Origin of the sequence: Staphylococcus simulans, assembly GCF_047037175.1 — a bacterium.
Taxonomy (GTDB): Bacteria; Bacillota; Bacilli; order Staphylococcales; family Staphylococcaceae; genus Staphylococcus; species Staphylococcus simulans_C.
This window is the reverse complement of record NZ_CP178241.1, coordinates 895463-915226: the sequence shown is the minus strand read 5'-3', so window position 1 is coordinate 915226 and position 19764 is coordinate 895463. Positions and strand designations below refer to the sequence as shown.

Sequence of the window (19764 nt, the reverse complement as noted above, 5' to 3'; positions counted from 1 at the left end):
GGAAAACTCTAAATTGTGATACACTGCAGAAAGTGTTAAGATTTAGAATTAAATCGAATTATTTTTTTATTGTTATAGAACCATAGGAACTATGGGGGTAGCTCGGATATAAAATAATCAGTCAACATGAATGTACCGAGAAGCTTCAACACTAATGTCAACGTGTTAAGCAGTTCACTTTAACTTGACCTAAGAGGTGTAATTATGACGAAACACAAGAAAGGCTCTATCTTTTCAATTATAGGGCTGCTTGTTATTTTGGCTGCAGCGGGTTATATTTTCTTTTCAATGATTTCTGATCAAATTTTATTTAAACATGTCAAAAAAGTAGAAACTGTAGAACATTTAGATGTAACTTTGAATCAAGCAGCTAAAAAACAAATTAATAACTATACAAGCCAACAAGTTTCCGACAAAAATGATAGATGGCATGATGCAACAGGAACTGAAATCAAGAGAGCCATGAACAGTGAAAAGTTTATCGATGATAAAACACAAAAGTATCAATTCTTAGATTTGTCTAAATATCAAGGCATCGATAAAAATAGAATTAAACGTATGTTGGCTGATCGTCCTACATTATTAGCACATACAGACGACTTTATTCATGCGGCGAAGAAACGACATGTCAATGAAGTATACTTAATTTCACATGCTATTTTAGAGACAGGGGCTGTAAAAAGTGATTTGTCTAAAGGTGTAGAAATTGATGGTAAAAAATACTATAACTTTTATGGTGTTGGCGCATTAGATGAAGATCCAATTAAAACAGGTGCAGAGTATGCAAAAAAACACGGTTGGGATACACCGGAAAAAGCCATTGATGGCGGTGCAGAATTTATCCATAAGCACTTCTTATCTAATCCAGATCAAAATACATTATATAGCATGAGATGGAATCCTAAAAATCCTGGGGAGCACCAATATGCGACAGATATCAAATGGGCAGAAAGCAACGCTTCACTCATTGCAGACTTCTATAAAAAAATCAATACTGAAGGTAAATACTATAAGTTATTTGTTTATAAAGATGACAAAGAACATCAATAATAGTTCAATTTTATATTAAGTTTAAAGCGAAATGATTAAATGATTGTGATTTAATTGTTTCGCTTTATTTTTGTTTATTGCATAATAGAAGATGAAGCCATAAAAAGCGCGTTAGATATAAAGAGCAGGAGGTTAAACGTATGCGTGTTGCAATAATCGGAATGGGCACTGCAGGTGTGAGTATTTTAAGACAATTAGAACAGCATTCATATTTTAATGAACTAGATATAGATGTCTATGATAATGCTAAAAACATGGGGCAGGGCGTGCCATTTCAAAATGACAGTTCACAACTATTAATCAATTTACCAAGTAAAGATATGTCATTAAATTCTAAAGATCCAGAGGAATTTTATCGTTGGTACCAACAACAAAATGATTTTAAATTTGATAATGCGACCTATTTGCCGAGATTTGTCTTTGGTCATTATATGAAAAGTTATCTCGATCAATTTAATGACAAGTATGACAACATCCATATTATTACTGAAAAAGCGACTGAAATGTACTTGGAAAAAGGGTTTGAAAAAGATTCGCACATTCAATATTTCATTTGTACGAATCATGAACAAGAAGCATGCCGTCAATATGATTATGTCTTTTTAACAATTGGTACAATGGCGTATCACGATCCATATCAATTAAAAGGATTGAAAGGATTTATCAAATCACCGTATCCAACTTATGAAACATTAAATACTGTTGAAGATACGGATGATATCGCAGTAATTGGAACAGGACTATCTAGCCTTGATGTTATTCGCTATGTGGTAAAGCATCATCCTAATTTACCGTTGACTGCTGTGAGCAGAAGAGGTGCATTGCCAAGTGTTAGAGGCGAAATGCCTGACATTACATTAAAGCACCTGACAAAAGATAATTTTAATGAAATTATTAAATCTCATTTTGGTGTTGTACCATTAGAAAGAGCGATTCAACTATTTAAACAAGAGTGTGAAGATTTAAATATTCCGCTACAACAACTTATCAATCGCAAAGTCGGAGACCCAATTAAAGACTTAAAATATGATTTGGCACATCCAGAGATACTTGGCGTCTTCCAAAGTTTATTAGAAACAATCAAAGAAAACATGAATTGGATTTGGAATAGTTTAAGTATTGAAGATCAACGAACATTTATGAAGGATTATATGCCAATAATGAAAGCCAATTCGAACCCAATGCCGCCGCGCACTGCACGATTAATAATTGAAGAAATAGAAGCTGGACATTTATTAATCAAAAGTGGTTTGGAAAAAGTAACGCAAGAAAATGATGCATTTATCTTCAAATATAAGGATTCAGATGCATCAGAACAATATAACGTGGTCATCAATGCGACAGGTCCAAGAACACAGTTAAAAGATTTAGATGATGATGATGCTTTCTTAATTGATATTGCGAACAGACAAATTGTCCAAGCACATCCTATGGGCGGTATCCAAATTGTACCTGAAACCAATCAAGTGATCAGTCCAAGATACGGGACATTGCCGCATTTAATTGCGATTGGTCAAATCACTAATGGAATCAATCAAGCTCGTAATGGTGTCAATATGATTGTGCGCCAATCTGTGCAAGCAGTTAAGAGTTTATATGAATTTCATTCAGAAAATAGATAATCAATAAGTAATAATGATTGTCAGTTAAATAAAAATGAGCTATGATTAATTTATGAGCAAAGTATTGCTCGTTCGATTCAGAAACAATTTCATAATATTCTTTCGGGGCAGGGTGCAATTCCCAACCGGCAGTAAATACATAAGCCTGCGACCTGTACTCTTTTATAGAGTATGGCTGATCTAGTGAGAATCTAGAGCCGACAGTGAAAGTCTGGATGGGAGAAAGAATCAAGACGTCATTAAATATGATTTTAAAATTCGTATTTAAGTGAAGTCTAATTTGTGTTAGCAATTTTTAACATGGATGGACTCTGTTTAAATACGATAATGATACATTTTTTTCCGTTGCCTCTTTAATAGGTAACGGAATTTTTTATTTTAATGAGGTGATTGTTTGAATCGTTTTTTACAAAATGCGATTGCATTAGCAAAAATGGCTGAAGGCCAAACGGGTGTGAATCCGGCTGTCGGATCTGTTGTGGTTAAAGATGGCAGAATCGTCGGGTTGGGTGCCCATTTAAAACAAGGTGAACGCCACGCTGAAGTACAAGCGCTGGATATGGCTGGTGCGGATGCAAAGGGTGCAACGATTTATGTATCCTTGGAACCTTGTACACATTTTGGCTCGACACCGCCATGCGTCAATAAAATCATTGAAGCAGGTATCTCAAAAGTCGTGTATGCGATGAAAGATATTACTTTAGATTCACCTGGTGATGCGATTTTATCTGAAGCCGGCATTGAGGTTTCATATCAGCATGATGCCAATGCGGAAGCAATGTATACAGAGTTTTTCAAAGCTAAACAAGCACAGATGCCAGAAGTAACTTTAAAAGTCAGTGTTAGTTTAGATGGAAAACAAGCAACAGACTATGGTCAAAGTAAATGGATAACAAATCCAGGTGTGAAACAAGATGTGTTTAAAAATAGAGCTAGACACGATGCGATTCTCACAGGTGCTGGTACTGTACAAGCTGACAATCCGAGTTTAACGGTAAGGTTAGAAGGAGAAAGACAGCCTGTTCGAGTGGTATTAGCGAGAAGCGGTGAGTTAGATTTCACACAAACTTTATTTACAGACCAACAGACACCTGTGCTAGTGTATACAGAAAATACACAATTAAAAACACAAGCACTTGCATCTAATGTACAAATCGTTGTTTTGGATGAGTGCGCAATAGAAACTATTTTAAAAGATTTATATCAAAGAGGTATCGGCTCAGTCTATGTAGAAGCCGGACCTAAAGTGACTTCACAATTTCTCCAATCCCAGTGTGTCCAAACACTGATGATTTACTACGCCCCGAAAGTAATTGGAGGTTCTGGCAAGTATCAGTTTTATCAAACTGACAATATACTTCCTTTAGAACAAATTCCTCAATTTGAAATTGACCATTCTGAAATCATCGATCAAAATATCAAAGTTGTATTAAGAAAGAAGTGATTTCATGTTTACCGGTATTGTCGAAGAAATCGGTACGGTTGATCGCATTGTGACAGAACAAAATGTCATGAAACTCACTATCGCATGTCAAAAGATTTTAGAAGATATGCATATCGGCGATTCAATCAGTGTCAATGGTGCATGTTTAACAGTAACTTCATTTAATGAACAATCCTTTGACGTCAACGTGATCAAAGGAACTGAAAATAAAACATATCTCAATCAACTGACTAAAGGCAATTCAGTCAATCTTGAACGTGCGATGCCGAGTCAAGGTCGCTTCGGCGGTCATTTTGTATTAGGTCATGTGGATGAAGTAGGTAAAGTATTGAAGATACGACCTTCTTCTAATTCCAATATTATGACAATACAGTGCAAGAAGACCATTACGGATCAGATGGTTCAACAAGGCTCAATCACCGTTGATGGAACAAGTTTGACGATTTTCAGATTAGCAGAAGGCCAATTTGATATTCATTTAATTCCAGAAACAAAACGTGCGACCATTTTAGGTGAAAAGCGTGTGGGTGATGCGGTGCATTTAGAAGCGGATATGTTATTTAAATATGTACAAAAAGCAATTTCAAATCAAAATACTGAATTAACGTCAGATAAACTTGCGCAATTCGGATTTTAAGAGGAGTGTTCACATATGCAATTTGATGATATAGAAAGTGCAGTTGAAGCATTAAAACAAGGTGAAAGTATTATTGTTGTAGATAATGAAGAGCGAGAAAACGAAGGTGACTTGGTTGCGGTGACTGAATTAATGCACGAAAATACAGTCAACTTTATGGCAAGCGAAGCACGTGGTTTAATATGTGCGCCGCTCGCACCATCTCTCGCAAAGTCATTGAATTTAGAACCGATGGTTAAAGATAATAGCGATGCATTTGGTACAGCATTTACAGAAAGTGTAGATCATATCAATACGACAACAGGCATCAGTGCAGCTGAACGCATGATGACTGCGAAAGCATTAATCAGCGAAGAAAGTACAAGTGCAGACTTTAATCGACCAGGTCATTTATTTCCATTAATAGCTAGAATCGGCGGGGTATTAGTACGCCCAGGTCATACGGAAGCAGCAGTGGACTTAGCAAGTATGACAGGTTCAAAACCTGCAGGGCTCATATGTGAAATCATGAATGATGATGGCACGATGGCCAAAGGTGAACAACTTCAAGCATTTAAAGAAAAACACCAATTAAAAATGATTACGATAGAGTCATTAATTCATTACCGTAAACTGCATGAACAACATATGCATGCAAAAGCGAAAGTGAAATTACCGACAGATTTCGGCACATTTGATATGTATGGCTTTGAATCAGATTATGCACATGATGAAATCGTAGCAATCGTTAAAGGCGATATTCAAGAAGTTGAAAATGTGCGTATTCATTCATCTTGTTTAACAGGTGATATTTTCCATAGTCAACGTTGTGATTGCGGTGCGCAATTAGAAGCGGCTATGAAATACATTGATGAACATAACGGTATGGTCATTTACTTGCCTCAAGAAGGGCGAGGAATTGGTTTAATTAATAAACTTAAAGCCTATGAATTGATTGAACAAGGTTATGATACAGTCACTGCTAACTTAGCTTTAGGGTTTAAAGAAGATTTACGCGATTATTATCATGCGGCTGAAATCTTGAAACATTTCGGTATTGAAAAGGTGAATTTGCTAAGTAATAATCCAGAGAAATTTAAAGGGCTAAAACATTATGGTATTGAAGTTGAAAACCGTATTGAACTGATTGTACCAGAATGCAGTCATAACCATGATTATATGCAGACGAAAAAAGAAAAAATGGGACACATGATTTAAATATCATTAAACAAAACTATTGGAGGCATTAACATGAACTTTGAAGGTAAATTATTAGGAAAAGATTTGAAAATTGGAATTGTAGTGAGTCGTTTTAATGATTTTATTACTGGCCGTTTATTAGAGGGCGCTAAAGATGTATTAGTTCGTCATGAAGTAGAAAGCGATAATATTGATGTTGCTTATGTACATGGCGCATTTGAAATTCCGTTAGCTGCTAAAAAATTAGCAGAAACAAAGAAATATGATGCGGTCATTACATTAGGATGTGTCATTCGTGGTGCGACATCACATTATGATTATGTATGTAATGAAGTAGCAAAAGGTGTATCAAAAGTCAGCGATACAGCAGGTTTACCTGTTATTTTTGGTGTCTTAACTACTGAGACCATTGAACAAGCCATTGAACGTGCTGGAACAAAAGCGGGTAATAAAGGTGCCGAATCAGCAATGGCTGCAATTGAAATGGCTAACTTACTAAAATCAATTCAATAGAAAAAAGTTTAAAATATAAAGACATGAAGAAGGCAAGACCGAAATGATCTTGCCTTCTTCATGCTTAGATTTATTGACGTTTCTTTAAACCTTTGAGACCGAAACTTAACGCAATAGTTGCAGCAACTGCGCCGGCTCCTATAGCTAAAGTTTTAGGCTTCACAAATTCTTTCACAGCTAAATTCAAGTTTTGCGGACGTTCAGCTAAACGACGCATAAAGTAACCGAACCAATCTTCACCAAATGGTACATAAATACAGAAATGATAGCCTTCATCAGCTATTTCATATGCTAATTCAGAACGGAATCCATATAACATTTGGAATTCGAAACTATCACGATCAATGTTGTTCTCGTCCACAAACTTTTTAACGTGGTCGATGATATTATGATCGTGCGTCGCAATAGATGTAAAATTCTTCGCACTTTTCAGTCTTTTTTCGATAAGCTTAATGTAGTTTTTATCAATATCCTCTTTAGTTTGGTAGGCAATTGATGCATTTTCTTTATAAGCACCTTTGACTAAACGTAATCTAATATGCGGGTGATTTTCAATCATATTATCCGCTGAATATAAATAGGCTTGAATCACAGTTCCTACATTATCATAATCTTTAGATAATTTATCTAATACGTAAAGAATATCAGATAAACCTGCATATTTCTCGGTGTCAATATTAATGTGAATATTGCCCAATGATTTTGCCTTTTCAACAATTTCTCTTAAATTCTGTTCTGCTAAATCTACATCGAATTCAGCGCCTAATTGACTAATTTTAAGAGAAATATGCGCATCTAAATTGTTATCGTAAATCGCTTGTAAAACAGTTAAAATAATGTTCTTTTCTTTAATGCTTTGTTCCTTTGAATCTACAAATTCACCAAGACAATCCACTGTCACTGAAATCCCCTTATCATTCAGTGTTCTAATTGTCTTAATGACTTCATCAATCGAATTTCCAACAACTACTTTGCTGGCACCTAACATGGGTCCGTATTTTCGTGCTGCTTGATTCAAAAAAGTGTTATTAGATAAACCGATAAAAAAATCTTTGACTAATGGCATGTAAATTCCTCCCATACAACTCTGTTAAAAATAGTGTATCATGTTTCATAAAGGTATGAAAACGTTAACATTATACAAATATACTTGTTTATTTATAAATAACACGAATAGTAAATTATGTAATGTTTGTGAAAACAGAATGCAATTCAAAAGGGGAATTTCTAAATTCTGTTAAATATATATACCGGTTCTAAATAGATTTTAATCGGTGCGTTTTGATACAATAATAGTAATTAATTCAGTAGAAGGGTAGTCGTTGATATGTGGAAGTGGGAAACAGAAAGTGAAGCAAAAGGTGTCATAGTTATTGCTCATAATATTTTAGAACATACAGGAAGATATGCCTATGTGATTACGTCACTAAGACGAAATGGATATCATGTGATTATGGGTGATTTGCCTGGACAAGGTCAAACATCAAGATCTAATAAAGGCCAAATCGACAACTTTGAAGTCTATCACGAACATATCTTAGAATGGTTGCGAATAGCGAGTGAATATAAATTACCTACATTTTTAATGGGTGTCGGTTTAGGTGGTTTAATTACGTTAAATCTAATGGAAAGAACTGAATTGCCGATTGAAGGTATTATTTTGATTTCACCATTAGTTGCATTTAAGACGAATTCGAAAACACGAAAAAACTTATTCACCTCTAATATCGGTGCAGGTGTCAAAGATATGCGATTTAACTTAGGAATTGAACCTGAACACCTGACAAGAAATGAAGAAGTTATCAGAGAAACTAAAGAAGATGGTTTAATGCTGACAAAAGTATCTTACCATTGGTATAAAGAAGTTGTACATGTCATGAAAACGACTTTAGAACACTTAGAAGATATTCAAAGTATTCCTATGTGTTTAATGTACGGGAAAGAAGACCAGATATTAGATACAGAAGCAATTATTGATATCAAAAAGCGTGTTAAAACGGATGAACTTTATTATAAAGCGTGGGAAGGACTCTATCATGAAATTCACAATGAACCTGAACGTCCTTTAGTGATGCGTTATATCTTGAGTTATTTAAATAATAAAGTTAATGCACTTGGTTTTATCCCGAATGATATTGATGATCAAATAGAAATTTAGTCAAAAAAATGACGCTGTAATGGATGGTGACATTGCAGCGCTTTTTTGTCGGAAAATGTTCACAATGTGTGAAATTTCCAAGATTTTCGCATTGATTTTATCGGCTAAAATTGGTATCTTGTATATGTGAAATAAATCACATAGAAGCGATTTTATATTGGAGAGGGTAAGTAATATGAGTAATGTAAAAGCGAATAAAGTAGTTTTAGTAGGCGATGGTGCAGTAGGTTCTAGTTATGCATTCGCTATGGTAGCACAAGGTGTTGCTGATCAATTAGTTATTATTGACTTAGTAGAAGAAAAAGTTAAAGGTGATGTCTTAGACTTAAATCATGGTATGCCATATGGCGAATCACCATCTATTGTTTCAGCAGGTTCTTATGCTGACTGTTCTGATGCTGATTTAGTTGTAATCACTGCAGGTGCACCCCAAAAACCTGGTGAAACACGCTTAGATTTAGTAGAAAAAAATACAAAAATCTTTAAATCAATTGTGGGTCAAATCATGGACAGCGGTTTTGACGGTATTTTCTTAATTGCTGCTAACCCAGTAGATGTGCTTACTTATGTGACTAAAAAAGTTTCTGGTTTACCAAAAGAACGTGTTATCGGATCTGGTACAATTTTAGATACTGCACGTTTCAAATATGAATTAGGTGCAGAATTCGGTGTAGCACCTGAAAGTGTAAATGCTAGCATTATTGGTGAACATGGTGATTCAGAATTAGCAGTATGGTCACAAGCAAGTATCGCAGGTCAAAATTTATATGATATTTTAAACAGCGATCCTGAACGTGCAAAACGTATTGAAGAAATCTTCTTAAATACACGTGATGCTGCATATGACATCATCAAAGCTAAAGGCGCAACTTATTATGGTATCGCAATGGGCTTATTACACATCTCTAAAGCCATTTTACGTAACCAAAACCAAGTATTAACTGTTTCAAGTTACTTAGAAGGTGAATATGGTCAAAAAGATGTTTATATCGGCGTACCAACACTTGTTAACCGTGCAGGCGCAGTAAAAATTTATGAAACACCATTAAATGAAAAAGAAACAAAAGAATTCAACCATTCTGTTGAAGTCTTAAAAGAAACAGTTAAAAGTGTAGATAAACTATTTAACTAAGTTTGAATATAAAGAGAGCAGTTACCCAATGACGGTAGCTGCTCTTATTTTTATATAATTATCTTTTCTCAATAGCACAAATATAGGGTGGGTTATTTTGTTGGTTGATAAAGCCATATTGCAAGACATGTGCCTTTTGTTGATCAAATTGTTGCAAGTATTCAAAGACGATATTACTTTCGATTTGACCTTCAGGATGACCAGGGTAAATAACAAGTACAATAATACCTTCTGGTGCTAACATGTTGAAAAGTGATTCAATGGCTTGAATCGTCGTGTTTGCTGTTGTCACAATATGTTTATCGCCTTTAGGCAAATAACCTAAATTGAAGATTGCTGCATCAATCGGTAAATCTTCCTGTTTGATATACTGTGCAACATGTTCGTGTCCATCTAGAATTAAAGTTGTATTCTCAAAGGTTTTTACTTTATCACGAGCCGCTTCAATTGCGGCTTCTTGTATATCAAATCCGTAAACATGACCTTCTGGGACATGTTTTGCTAGAAATAATGTGTCATGCCCGTTACCGCATGTCGCATCAACCACAGTACTCTTTTCAGTAATATGTGAAGTAATTAATGATTTCGCAAAAGGTAAGATTCGTTCTACTTTCATGACTGTTCTGCTTTCTCAAGTGGTTGATAATGTTTACCTTGAGCAGAGTGGCGTCGTGCTAATTCCGCATCAATCGCATTCAGTACTTCCCATTTATTTACACTCCACATAGGTCCGACCATTAAATCAATAGGACCATCACCTGTAATACGGTGAATAATCATTTCTGGCGGTAAGACTTCAAGTTGATCACAAACTAAATTCACGTATTCTTCTTGTGACATAAAGTTCAACATACCTTTTTCATATTGTTTGACCATCGGTGTACCTTTAAGTAAATGGAGTAGGTGGATTTTAATACCTTGTACATCCATTTGTGCAACAGTTTTCGCTGTTTCCATCATCATGTCGTAATCTTCTTCTGGTAATCCGTTGATGATGTGTGTACATACATTGATGTTATGCTTTCTTAATTTTGCAACACCGTCATAATATGTCTGCATATCATGTGCACGGTTAATTAAATCAGACGTTTTTTGATGAACAGTTTGTAATCCTAATTCCACCCATAAATACGTACGTTTATTTAAATCAGCTAAATATTCGACGACGTCATCAGGCAGACAGTCCGGTCTAGTCCCGATCGATAAGCCAACAACACCGGGTTCTTTTAGTACGGGTTCAAATTTTTCTTTGAGTACCTCGACAGGTGCGTGCGTATTTGTGAATGCTTGGAAATATGCGATATATTTTCCTTCGTGCCATTTTTCGTGCATACGTTCTTTAATTTCTTGGAATTGTACTTCAATCGGATCAGCACGGTTACCGGCAAAATCGCCGCTGCCTGCAGCTGAACAGAACGTACAACCGCCGTGTGCAACTGTGCCATCTCGGTTAGGGCAGTCAAATCCTCCATCTAATGCGACTTTAAATATCTTTTGTCCAAATCTATTTTTTAAATGGTAATTCCATGTATGATAGCGTTTATCTTCAAATGCATACGTAAAATATCGACCCATATGACATTTTCCTTTCTTAAATTAATCCATTGTAAGATTTTACCATACATTGAAGGTGCATGTTGAGCAGAAATTACGAAATAGGTCTTTTATTCATATGGAAATTATAGTAAGATTACTTGGTTGCAAAATCTAAAGTTCAAATCAATATAAACACTACACATGTTTCGCACACAGTTAAGATGTTCTGTATGCGAAATTTTTATTGGTAAAAATACAGTTTTTTCCTAAGACAAAGATTAATAGATATAGAAAGCGGGTGGAACAGTATGAATATGCCTAAGGCCATTTGGTGGTTAGTTATTGGTATGGCAATTAATATTATGGGCGCGAGTTTTTTATGGCCTTTAAATACAATTTATATGAGTCAAGAATTAGGCAAAAGTTTAACCACTGCCGGTTTAGTTTTAATGATTAACTCTTTAGGTATGGTTGTCGGTAATTTACTCGGCGGTTTTTTCTTCGATAAACTCGGTGGTTTCATTACGATTATGAGTGGGTCAGTGATTTGTTTATGTGCCACAACGTTATTAAACTTTTATCACGGATGGCCATTATATGCGGTGTGGTTAGTGATGTTAGGATTTGGCGGCGGTATCATTATTCCAGCTATCTATGCGATGGCAGGTGCGGTCTGGCCGAATGGTGGACGTCAAACATTCAATACGATTTATTTAGCGCAAAACTTAGGTGTTGCATTCGGTGCTGCGATTGCTGGGTATGTCGCTGAGCTTAGCTTTAATTTTATCTTCATCGCAAACTTATTAATGTATGTCGCATTCTTCATTGTGGCAGTTACACAATTTAATTTACAATATCGCGGGAAGGTTAAAATACCTGATGCGAATCAATGGGCACAAAAGCAATACCGTAAACGTTTTGTGGCATTATTGTTACTATGTGTGATGTTTTCAATTTGTTGGATAGCATATATTCAATGGGAAAGTACCATTGCATCATTCACCCAACAAATGAACATTTCGTTATCTCAATATAGTGTATTATGGACGATTAACGGGATTATGATTTTAGTTGCACAACCATTGATTTATCCAGTGATTCGTTTACTGAGAGGGAACTTGAAGAAACAAATGTTTGTCGGTATTTGTGTGTTTATCATATCGTTCTTTGTGACAAGTTTCGCAGAACAATTCTCTGTTTTCGTCATTGGTATGATTATCTTAACGTTAGGTGAAATGTTTGTATGGCCTGCAGTACCGACTATTGCGAATCAATTAGCGCCAGAAGGCAAACAAGGTGCTTATCAAGGTATCGTTAATTCGGCAGCAACTGTCGGTAAAGCATTTGGACCGTTAATTGGCGGTATTTTAGTCGATACATTCAATATGCAGATGATGTTCTTAACAATGATGGGACTTTTGTTTATTTCAATGTTTTTCTTATTTATCTATGATAAACGTCTGTCACCTGATGAGTTTGATGTCTAAACAAAGGTTACGTGCAGCCTTGAAATTTAAGACTTGCATTAAATGATAGAATAAAATATAGTTATATGTGTATATGGAGTAGTAATTTAAAGGGCTTATCAAGAGAGCTGGTGTTCGGTGCAAACCAGTTAAGTCATTTAGGTGAACTTACCAACGATTATATTAAGAATAAATACAGCTCGAGCTATTATGTATGAGGTGCGTAGAAGATACGAATGAAGGTGGTACCGCGGCAAAATGTCGTCCTTCATAAGCAAAGCATAATAGTTTGAGTTGTATTTTTTTATTAGGAGGAAAGCAAAGTGAGTTTTAATCATCAAGAAATTGAGAAAAAATGGCAAGATTACTGGGCTGAGCACAAAACGTTCAAAACAAGTGATAACTTAGGTCAAAAGAAATTTTACGCTTTAGATATGTTCCCATATCCATCAGGTGCTGGACTTCATGTTGGACACCCTGAAGGTTACACAGCAACAGATATTATTTCACGTTACAAACGTATGCAAGGGTACAATGTATTACATCCAATGGGATGGGATGCGTTTGGATTACCTGCTGAACAATATGCATTGAACACTGGTAATGATCCACGTGAATTTACTAAGAAGAACATTCAAACATTTAAACGCCAAATTCAAGAATTAGGTTTCAGTTATGATTGGGATAGAGAACTAAGTACAACAGATCCTGAATATTATAAATGGACACAATGGGTATTTATCCAATTGTTCAATAAAGGGTTAGCTTATGTTGATGAAGTGGCTGTAAACTGGTGTCCTGAACTTAAAGCAGTTTTATCAAACGAAGAAGTCGTAGATGGCGTTTCAGAACGTGGCGGTTTCCCAGTATATCGTCGTCCGATGCGTCAATGGGTTTTACGAATTACTGAATATGCGGACCGTTTATTAGAAGACTTAGAAGAATTAGATTGGCCTGAATCAATCAAAGATATGCAACGTAACTGGATTGGCCGTTCTGAAGGGGCAAAAGTTACGTTTGATGTTGAAAATCACGATGGCAAAATTGATGTCTTTACAACGCGTCCAGATACAATTTATGGTGCAACATTTGCGGTATTAAGTCCTGAACATGAGTTAGTTGCTCAAATTACAACTGAAGATCATAAAGCTGAAGTAGAACAATATCAAAAAGATGCTTCGATGAAATCTGATTTGGAACGTACAGATTTAGCTAAAGACAAAACAGGAGTATTTACAGGTGCTTATGCGATTAATCCATTATCTGGTGAAAAATTACCGATTTGGATTGCGGACTATGTATTATCATCTTATGGTACAGGAGCTGTAATGGCTGTTCCTGCACATGATGAACGTGACTATGAATTCGCACAAAAATTTGACTTACCAATCAAAGAAGTGATTGAAGGCGGAGATGTGACAGAAGCAGCATACACAGGTGATGGCCCACATGTTAATTCTGGCGCGTTAGATGGCTTGCATAATGCTGAAGCAATCACCAGAGCTATCGCATTATTAGAAGAAAAAGGTGCCGGTGAGAAAAAAGTCAATTACAAATTACGTGACTGGTTATTCAGCCGTCAACGTTATTGGGGTGAACCTATTCCAATTATTCATTGGGAAGATGGCACAATGACAACTGTTCCAACTGATGAGTTACCATTGTTATTACCTGAAACAGATTCTATCGAACCTTCAGGTACAGGTGAATCTCCACTTGCGAATATCGATGAATTCGTAAATGTAGTAGATCCAAAAACAGGTATGAAAGGCCGTCGCGAAACAAATACAATGCCACAATGGGCAGGCAGCTGCTGGTATTACTTACGTTATATCGACCCGCATAATGACGAAATGTTAGCTGATCCTGAAAAATTAAAACATTGGTTGCCGGTTGATTTATATATCGGTGGTGTAGAACATGCAGTTCTTCACTTATTATATGCAAGATTCTGGCATAAAGTTCTTTATGATTTAGGGGTAGTACCAACAAAAGAACCATTCCAAAAATTATTCAACCAAGGTATGATTTTAGGTGAAGGTAACGAAAAAATGAGTAAATCTCGCGGTAATGTAGTTAACCCAGATGATATTATTCGTTCTCATGGTGCTGACACATTACGTTTATATGAAATGTTTATGGGACCATTGGATGCGGCCATCGCATGGAGCGAAAAAGGTTTAGATGGCTCAAGACGTTTCTTAGACCGTGTTTGGAGATTGTTCGTAAATGAAGATGGTTCATTATCTTCTAAAATTGTAGATACAGATGATAAATCACTTCAAAAAGTATACAACCAAACCGTTAAGAAAGTGACAGAAGACTTTGATACATTAAACTTCAACACAGCAATCAGTCAATTGATGGTCTTCATCAATGAAGGCTATAAAGCTGATCAATTATATAAACCATATGTTGAAGGTTTCGTAAAAATGTTATCACCAATTGCGCCGCACTTAGGTGAGGAGCTATGGGCAAAATTAGGTCATGATGAAACAATCAGTTACCAACCATGGCCAGATTTCGATGAATCATTATTAGTAGATGATGAAGTTGAAATTGTTGTTCAAGTAAATGGTAAAGTAAGAGCAAAAGTCTTCATTCCTAAAGATGCGACGAAGGAAGAAATGGAAGACATTGCGTTAAATAATGAAAATGTTAAATTAGATATAGGGGATAAAGACATCAAGAAAGTCATCGCAGTACCTCAAAAATTAGTTAATATCGTAGCTAAATAATAAAGGAGGATGATTACGTTATGGAAACCATCACAACGGATGAATTGAAAAAGAAAATGTTCGATAATGAACCGATTCATATCATTGATGTCAGAGAAGACGAAGAAACAGCAAAAGGAATTATTCCAGGAGCAACTACAATTCCTATGAATGATATTCCAAATCACGTAAATGAATTCAATGACAAAGATACTTACTACTTTATTTGTGCTGGCGGTGTACGCAGTGCGAATGTAGTTAACTATTTGAAACAACAAAACCCTGGTATTCATGCGGTTAATGTAGAAGGCGGCATGAAAGCATGGGGCGATGAAGGTTTAGAAATTAATAGAATTTAATCAGATAGAAAAAGCCGAAACGGTTCGTAAATATACGAAACGGTTTCGGCTTTTTTGTCGTCTTATTAAATTTTTAGCTGTATATTATTCAAATTGTCCGGCGTTGATACCTGAAACACGGCCGGTTACTAACGCACTCGTAATATTATAACCGCCTGTATAACCATGGATATCCAATACTTCTCCGCATAAAAAGAGTCCAGGAGTAATTTTTGACATCATGGTATGGGGTTCAATTTCTTTGATTGATACACCGCCGCCAGTCACAAAGGCTTTTTCAATCGGTAATGTACCATTGACTGTAAATGTGAAGCCTTTAAACAGTTGCGCGAGTGTAAGAATTTGTTGGTTAGAAATATGATGACCCGTCGTTTCTTCAGACACATCGGCTTGTTCTAAAATAAAGTTGAGATAGCGTTCTTCGATGATGCCGCGCAAACTATTTTTGACAAGTTTATCTGGAGTATCTTTAATCAAAGATTTAATGCGAGCTTGTACTTCATTTTCTTTTTCATCAGGATAGACATCTAATTGCATTTGAATTTCCTGTTTCTTTTGTGATTTTTGTTCTTTATACACGAATTGGCTACAGCGTAATGCTGCGGGACCACTGATGCCAAAATGTGTGAAAATCATATCCATGCGATGTGTAATACGAGGTTTACCATTCTTTCTTAACACCGATAACGAAACATCTTTTAAACTTAATCCCTTTAAAGTTTTACGGATAATAAAAGGTTCTTTTGAAGTGATTGGGACTTCGGTAGGGAAAAGTTCTGTAATCGAATGGCCTAAGGCTTTTGCGAAGGTATATCCATCTCCTGTTGAACCTGTTTGCGGGACACTCGTACCGCCAGTCGCGATTACTACTGTTTTAGAATGATAAACTTGATCGTTTTGGTCAGTGACAATAAAATGGCCAGCTTCATCTTGTTGAATATGTTTCACTGCAGTTTCTTCTTTGATTTCTACTTTATTATTAATCAACTCTTGGACTAAAGTGTCTACGACATCTTGCGCACGATTAGATACTGGAAACATTCTGCCATGATCTTCTTCTTTTAGTTTCACACCACGTGATTCAAAGAACGCAATAATAGATTCATTGTCAAAGACGGAAAAAGGGCTGTAGAGAAATTTTCCATTACCTGGAATATGACGAATAATTTCGTCGTAAGGGAGACGATTGGTCACATTGCATCGTCCACCGCCAGAAATTTTTAATTTTCTGCCGAGTCCTTTTTTCTTTTCTATTAATAAGACTTTTTGTTTGTTTTGACTTGCGGCAGCTGCGGACATTAAACCGCTCGGTCCGCCGCCGATGATAATCGATTGATACATATAATCGGTACGCGCTTAAAATGAATTTGCGCGCTTACCTCCTTTAAATTTGATTTCTTTATTGTATTTAGGTTATTGTGAAAGCTTAGGTGAGTCATTTGTTTGTTTAGCTTTGTCAGATATCAATTTGTCTGACACTGTTGTGAAATTATTTATATTATCTTTCCTGTTAACACTATTTTAAGCTATAATACTAATGAAAAAAAGTAACTGCTGACAATTGTTGGTAGTAGGATAAGATTAAAATTATTTTGAGATAGGAAGATTGTAATGAATGAAAGTCAAGAATTAGTAAGAGGGACCTTTCTTCTAACGGTAAGTATTTTAATAACTAAAATACTTGGTGTATTATTCATCATTCCGTTTTATGCGATTATCGGAGGAGAAGAAAACTTGGCCCCGTTCAACTATGCATATGCACCTTATAACATTGCGATTGCGGTAGCAACTGCAGGTGTACCATTGGCTGCATCTAAATATGTAGCAAAGTATAATGCGATTGGTGCGTATCATGTCAGTCAAAAATTATATCGATCAAGTTTCATCGTGATGTCAATCAGCGGTATCATCGGTTTTATTATTTTATATGCATTATCACCATTGATTGCCAATGTGACGCTTGCGCATAAATCAAATATTGAAGGCGGCTGGACAGTTGAAGATATTACATGGATCATTCGAATTATCAGTACAGTAGTTATCTTCATACCGTTGCTTGCGACATGGCGCGGGGTATTCCAAGGATTTAAATCTATGGGACCTACAGCTGTTTCTGAAGTAACTGAACAAGTTGCGCGTATTATTTTCATTTTAGGCGGCAGTTATGTCGTTTTACATGTGATGGGCGGAACAGTATTAATGGCGAACGGTGTTGCGACATTTGCGGCAGCTATCGGTGCCATCGTCGGCATCTTTACGCTTTGGTATTACTGGCGTAAGCGTAAACCGCATATTGATAAAATGGTCGCCTCTGACACAACAGGTTTAGATGTACCGTATACAAAAATGTATAAGGAAATTATTTCTTATAGTATTCCGTTTGTTATTGTGAGCTTAAACTTCCCATTATTCAATATTGTAGACCAATTAACGCATAACAATGCGTTAGGAATCGCTGGTGTACCGCAGCAATTACACGATTACTTCTTTACAATCTTGAATATGACAACAAATAAAATTGTGATGATTCCAACGTCATTAGCAGCTGGTTTCGCAATCAGCTTAATCCCATATATTACTAAGACGTATGAGTCTGGCGAATTAACAGAAATGCATCGCCAAATCAGAACGTCATTAGGTGTATTGATGTTTATCACAGTTCCAGCAAGTTTAGGTATTATGGCTTTAGCAGCACCATTGTATACAGTGTTCTACAGCAGTAACTTTGACGGCAGTCGTTTATTATTCTTCTACGCACCAGTAGCTATGTTGATTTCATTATTAAGTATTACAGCATCAATGCTGCAAGGCATTGATAAACAGAAATTAACCGTCTTTGTTATCTTAGCTGCAGTCGTAGTTAAAATTGTATTAAACTTCCCGTTAATCGTAGCATTCCATACAGCAGGTGCAGTATTAAGTACAGGTATCGCCTTATTATTTGCCAACATTTGTAACTTCTATATTTTGAAAAAGTATGCGAAGTTTACATTTACTGAAACTTGGATACAGTTTACGAAAATCTTTATCTATGGCTTTATCATGATGATTTGTGTAGAACTTGCGTATTGGGGTATGCAATTTATTGTGTCGCCGCAAACAAAACTTGGCAGTCTCATCATCTTAATTGTAGGTGTTGTTGTCGGCATGGTTGTGTATGGCGGTATTACACTTAAAACAAGACTTGCAGACCAATTCTTAGGTGAATTACCAAGCAAATTACGTAGAAAGTTGAGAATCTCATAATGCGATTAGATAAATTTTTATCGAACATGGGTGTTGGTACACGCAGTGAGGTAAAACAATTGCTTAAGCAGAATGCGGTTGAAGTAAACAATAAGAAAGAAAAGCAAAGCAAACGACAAATTGATCCGAATTCAGATGAAATTACAGTCAATGGAGAACTGATTCGCTACATTGATAAAATTTATCTGATGCTTAATAAACCAGAAGGCTATGTATCTGCGGTAGAAGATGCAGAACATATGACGGTTATCGGATTAATTGAAGACTACCAGTATTTGGACATTTTTCCGGTTGGACGTCTTGATAAAGATACAGAGGGATTATTATTGATAACAAATGATGGTCAATTTAACCATGACGTCATGAGTCCAAATAAACATGTATCTAAAGTATATCGCGTGGAAGCAGCACATCCAGTTTCAAATGAAGATGTACAAAAGTTTGAACAAGGTATTGAATTATCAGATGGACCTGTTAAACCAGCCAAGCTTGAAATAACGGAAAATCCAAGGGTTGTGTACGTAACAATTCAAGAAGGACGTTACCATCAAGTAAAAAGGATGTTTCATGCGATAGAAAATGAGGTAACTAAATTAAAGCGAGTACAAATCGGAAGTTTAAAACTAGATGAAAATCTGTCTAAAGGTGCATATCGTACTTTAACTGAGGCAGAATTAGAGCTAGTAAAAAATTAATTTCTTAAAG

17 protein-coding genes and 1 riboswitch are annotated in these 19764 nt (G+C 35.9%); of the genes, 13 read left to right on the top strand and 4 right to left on the bottom strand.

The window, feature by feature from the left end; translation table 11 throughout:
* The first annotated feature begins 204 nt into the window (after positions 1-204).
* The 6 genes from ACFCT9_RS04310 (at position 205) to ribE (ACFCT9_RS04285) (ending at position 6445) form a co-directional block, all read left to right on the top strand.
* Positions 205-1050, top strand: a complete 846-nt coding sequence (locus tag ACFCT9_RS04310; protein ID WP_412521188.1) for an N-acetylglucosaminidase — start codon at positions 205-207, stop codon at positions 1048-1050.
* Between the two features lie 140 nt (positions 1051-1190).
* Complete coding sequence (locus tag ACFCT9_RS04305; protein WP_412521186.1) at positions 1191-2672, top strand: FAD/NAD(P)-binding protein; 1482 nt, start codon at positions 1191-1193, stop codon at positions 2670-2672.
* Between the two features lie 94 nt (positions 2673-2766).
* Positions 2767-2903, top strand: a riboswitch (FMN riboswitch).
* A 163-nt stretch (positions 2904-3066) separates the two neighbouring features.
* Positions 3067-4116 (top strand): bifunctional diaminohydroxyphosphoribosylaminopyrimidine deaminase/5-amino-6-(5-phosphoribosylamino)uracil reductase RibD, encoded by a 1050-nt coding sequence (ribD, locus tag ACFCT9_RS04300; RefSeq protein WP_412521185.1) that lies wholly within the window; start codon positions 3067-3069, stop codon positions 4114-4116.
* A gap of 4 nt (positions 4117-4120) precedes the next feature.
* Complete coding sequence (gene ribE / locus ACFCT9_RS04295) at positions 4121-4753, top strand: riboflavin synthase (protein ID WP_412521184.1); 633 nt, start codon at positions 4121-4123, stop codon at positions 4751-4753.
* Positions 4754-4768: 15 nt separating this feature from the next.
* Positions 4769-5950, top strand: a complete 1182-nt coding sequence (ribA, locus tag ACFCT9_RS04290; RefSeq protein WP_412521182.1) for a GTP cyclohydrolase II — start codon at positions 4769-4771, stop codon at positions 5948-5950.
* Between the two features lie 33 nt (positions 5951-5983).
* Entirely contained in the window at positions 5984-6445 is a 462-nt protein-coding gene (gene ribE / locus ACFCT9_RS04285; protein WP_412521181.1) for a 6,7-dimethyl-8-ribityllumazine synthase, read from the top strand.
* A 70-nt stretch (positions 6446-6515) separates the two neighbouring features.
* On the opposite strand, the gene ACFCT9_RS04280 is transcribed toward ribE (ACFCT9_RS04285), so the two are convergent.
* Entirely contained in the window at positions 6516-7511 is a 996-nt protein-coding gene (locus tag ACFCT9_RS04280; RefSeq protein ID WP_412521179.1) for a proline dehydrogenase family protein, read from the bottom strand.
* A gap of 261 nt (positions 7512-7772) precedes the next feature.
* Here ACFCT9_RS04280 and ACFCT9_RS04275 point away from each other — a divergent pair, with 261 nt between their 5' ends.
* Together ACFCT9_RS04275 and ACFCT9_RS04270 are read left to right on the top strand one after the other, a co-directional pair.
* Complete coding sequence (locus ACFCT9_RS04275; protein WP_412521177.1) at positions 7773-8603, top strand: alpha/beta fold hydrolase; 831 nt, start codon at positions 7773-7775, stop codon at positions 8601-8603.
* A 175-nt stretch (positions 8604-8778) separates the two neighbouring features.
* Positions 8779-9735, top strand: coding sequence for an L-lactate dehydrogenase (locus ACFCT9_RS04270; protein ID WP_412521175.1), 957 nt, complete (start codon positions 8779-8781; stop codon positions 9733-9735).
* A gap of 58 nt (positions 9736-9793) precedes the next feature.
* Here the strand turns inward: ACFCT9_RS04270 and ACFCT9_RS04265 are convergent, their stop codons facing one another.
* Together ACFCT9_RS04265 and ACFCT9_RS04260 are read right to left on the bottom strand one after the other, a co-directional pair.
* On the bottom strand, positions 9794-10351 hold the full coding sequence (locus tag ACFCT9_RS04265; RefSeq protein WP_412521173.1) for a class I SAM-dependent methyltransferase: 558 nt from the start codon (positions 10349-10351) through the stop codon (positions 9794-9796).
* Positions 10348-11310: a TIGR01212 family radical SAM protein gene (locus tag ACFCT9_RS04260; RefSeq protein WP_412521171.1), complete on the bottom strand. Its 963-nt coding sequence runs from the start codon at positions 11308-11310 to the stop codon at positions 10348-10350. Before ACFCT9_RS04260 ends, ACFCT9_RS04265 begins: the two co-directional genes overlap by 4 nt.
* A gap of 269 nt (positions 11311-11579) precedes the next feature.
* Between ACFCT9_RS04260 and ACFCT9_RS04255 the strand changes: the two genes are divergently transcribed.
* From ACFCT9_RS04255 to ACFCT9_RS04245, 3 genes are all read left to right on the top strand, one after another.
* Positions 11580-12758, top strand: a complete 1179-nt coding sequence (locus tag ACFCT9_RS04255) for an MDR family MFS transporter (RefSeq protein ID WP_412521169.1) — start codon at positions 11580-11582, stop codon at positions 12756-12758.
* A gap of 302 nt (positions 12759-13060) precedes the next feature.
* Entirely contained in the window at positions 13061-15475 is a 2415-nt protein-coding gene (gene leuS / locus ACFCT9_RS04250; RefSeq protein WP_412521167.1) for a leucine--tRNA ligase, read from the top strand.
* A gap of 20 nt (positions 15476-15495) precedes the next feature.
* Positions 15496-15813, top strand: coding sequence for a rhodanese-like domain-containing protein (locus tag ACFCT9_RS04245; protein WP_412521165.1), 318 nt, complete (start codon positions 15496-15498; stop codon positions 15811-15813).
* Between the two features lie 84 nt (positions 15814-15897).
* Here ACFCT9_RS04245 and ACFCT9_RS04240 read toward each other — a convergent pair whose 3' ends face one another.
* Positions 15898-17154: an NAD(P)/FAD-dependent oxidoreductase gene (locus tag ACFCT9_RS04240; RefSeq protein ID WP_412521164.1), complete on the bottom strand. Its 1257-nt coding sequence runs from the start codon at positions 17152-17154 to the stop codon at positions 15898-15900.
* Between the two features lie 270 nt (positions 17155-17424).
* On the opposite strand from ACFCT9_RS04240, the gene ACFCT9_RS04235 reads away from it, so the two are divergent.
* Together ACFCT9_RS04235 and ACFCT9_RS04230 are read left to right on the top strand one after the other, a co-directional pair.
* Positions 17425-19059, top strand: coding sequence for a polysaccharide biosynthesis C-terminal domain-containing protein (locus tag ACFCT9_RS04235; protein ID WP_412521162.1), 1635 nt, complete (start codon positions 17425-17427; stop codon positions 19057-19059).
* Positions 19059-19754: a pseudouridine synthase gene (locus ACFCT9_RS04230; protein WP_412521160.1), complete on the top strand. Its 696-nt coding sequence runs from the start codon at positions 19059-19061 to the stop codon at positions 19752-19754. Before ACFCT9_RS04235 ends, ACFCT9_RS04230 begins: the two co-directional genes overlap by 1 nt.
* Positions 19755-19764 lie beyond the last annotated feature (10 nt).

Excerpts from the sequence above, each read along its gene's own strand:
- ACFCT9_RS04310 (WP_412521188.1), top strand. The coding sequence starts at position 205 with ATGACGAAACACAAGAAAGGCTCTATCTTTTCAATTATAGGGCTGCTT.
- ACFCT9_RS04305 (WP_412521186.1), top strand. The coding sequence starts at position 1,191 with ATGCGTGTTGCAATAATCGGAATGGGCACTGCAGGTGTGAGTATTTTA.
- ribE (WP_412521184.1), top strand. The coding sequence starts at position 4,121 with ATGTTTACCGGTATTGTCGAAGAAATCGGTACGGTTGATCGCATTGTG.
- ribA (WP_412521182.1), top strand. The coding sequence starts at position 4,769 with ATGCAATTTGATGATATAGAAAGTGCAGTTGAAGCATTAAAACAAGGT.
- ribE (WP_412521181.1), top strand. The coding sequence starts at position 5,984 with ATGAACTTTGAAGGTAAATTATTAGGAAAAGATTTGAAAATTGGAATT.
- ACFCT9_RS04280 (WP_412521179.1), bottom strand. The coding sequence starts at position 7,511 with ATGCCATTAGTCAAAGATTTTTTTATCGGTTTATCTAATAACACTTTT.
- ACFCT9_RS04275 (WP_412521177.1), top strand. The coding sequence starts at position 7,773 with ATGTGGAAGTGGGAAACAGAAAGTGAAGCAAAAGGTGTCATAGTTATT.
- ACFCT9_RS04270 (WP_412521175.1), top strand. The coding sequence starts at position 8,779 with ATGAGTAATGTAAAAGCGAATAAAGTAGTTTTAGTAGGCGATGGTGCA.
- ACFCT9_RS04265 (WP_412521173.1), bottom strand. The coding sequence starts at position 10,351 with ATGAAAGTAGAACGAATCTTACCTTTTGCGAAATCATTAATTACTTCA.
- ACFCT9_RS04260 (WP_412521171.1), bottom strand. The coding sequence starts at position 11,310 with ATGGGTCGATATTTTACGTATGCATTTGAAGATAAACGCTATCATACA.
- ACFCT9_RS04255 (WP_412521169.1), top strand. The coding sequence starts at position 11,580 with ATGAATATGCCTAAGGCCATTTGGTGGTTAGTTATTGGTATGGCAATT.
- ACFCT9_RS04245 (WP_412521165.1), top strand. The coding sequence starts at position 15,496 with ATGGAAACCATCACAACGGATGAATTGAAAAAGAAAATGTTCGATAAT.
- ACFCT9_RS04240 (WP_412521164.1), bottom strand. The coding sequence starts at position 17,154 with ATGTATCAATCGATTATCATCGGCGGCGGACCGAGCGGTTTAATGTCC.
- ACFCT9_RS04235 (WP_412521162.1), top strand. The coding sequence starts at position 17,425 with ATGAATGAAAGTCAAGAATTAGTAAGAGGGACCTTTCTTCTAACGGTA.
- ACFCT9_RS04230 (WP_412521160.1), top strand. The coding sequence starts at position 19,059 with ATGCGATTAGATAAATTTTTATCGAACATGGGTGTTGGTACACGCAGT.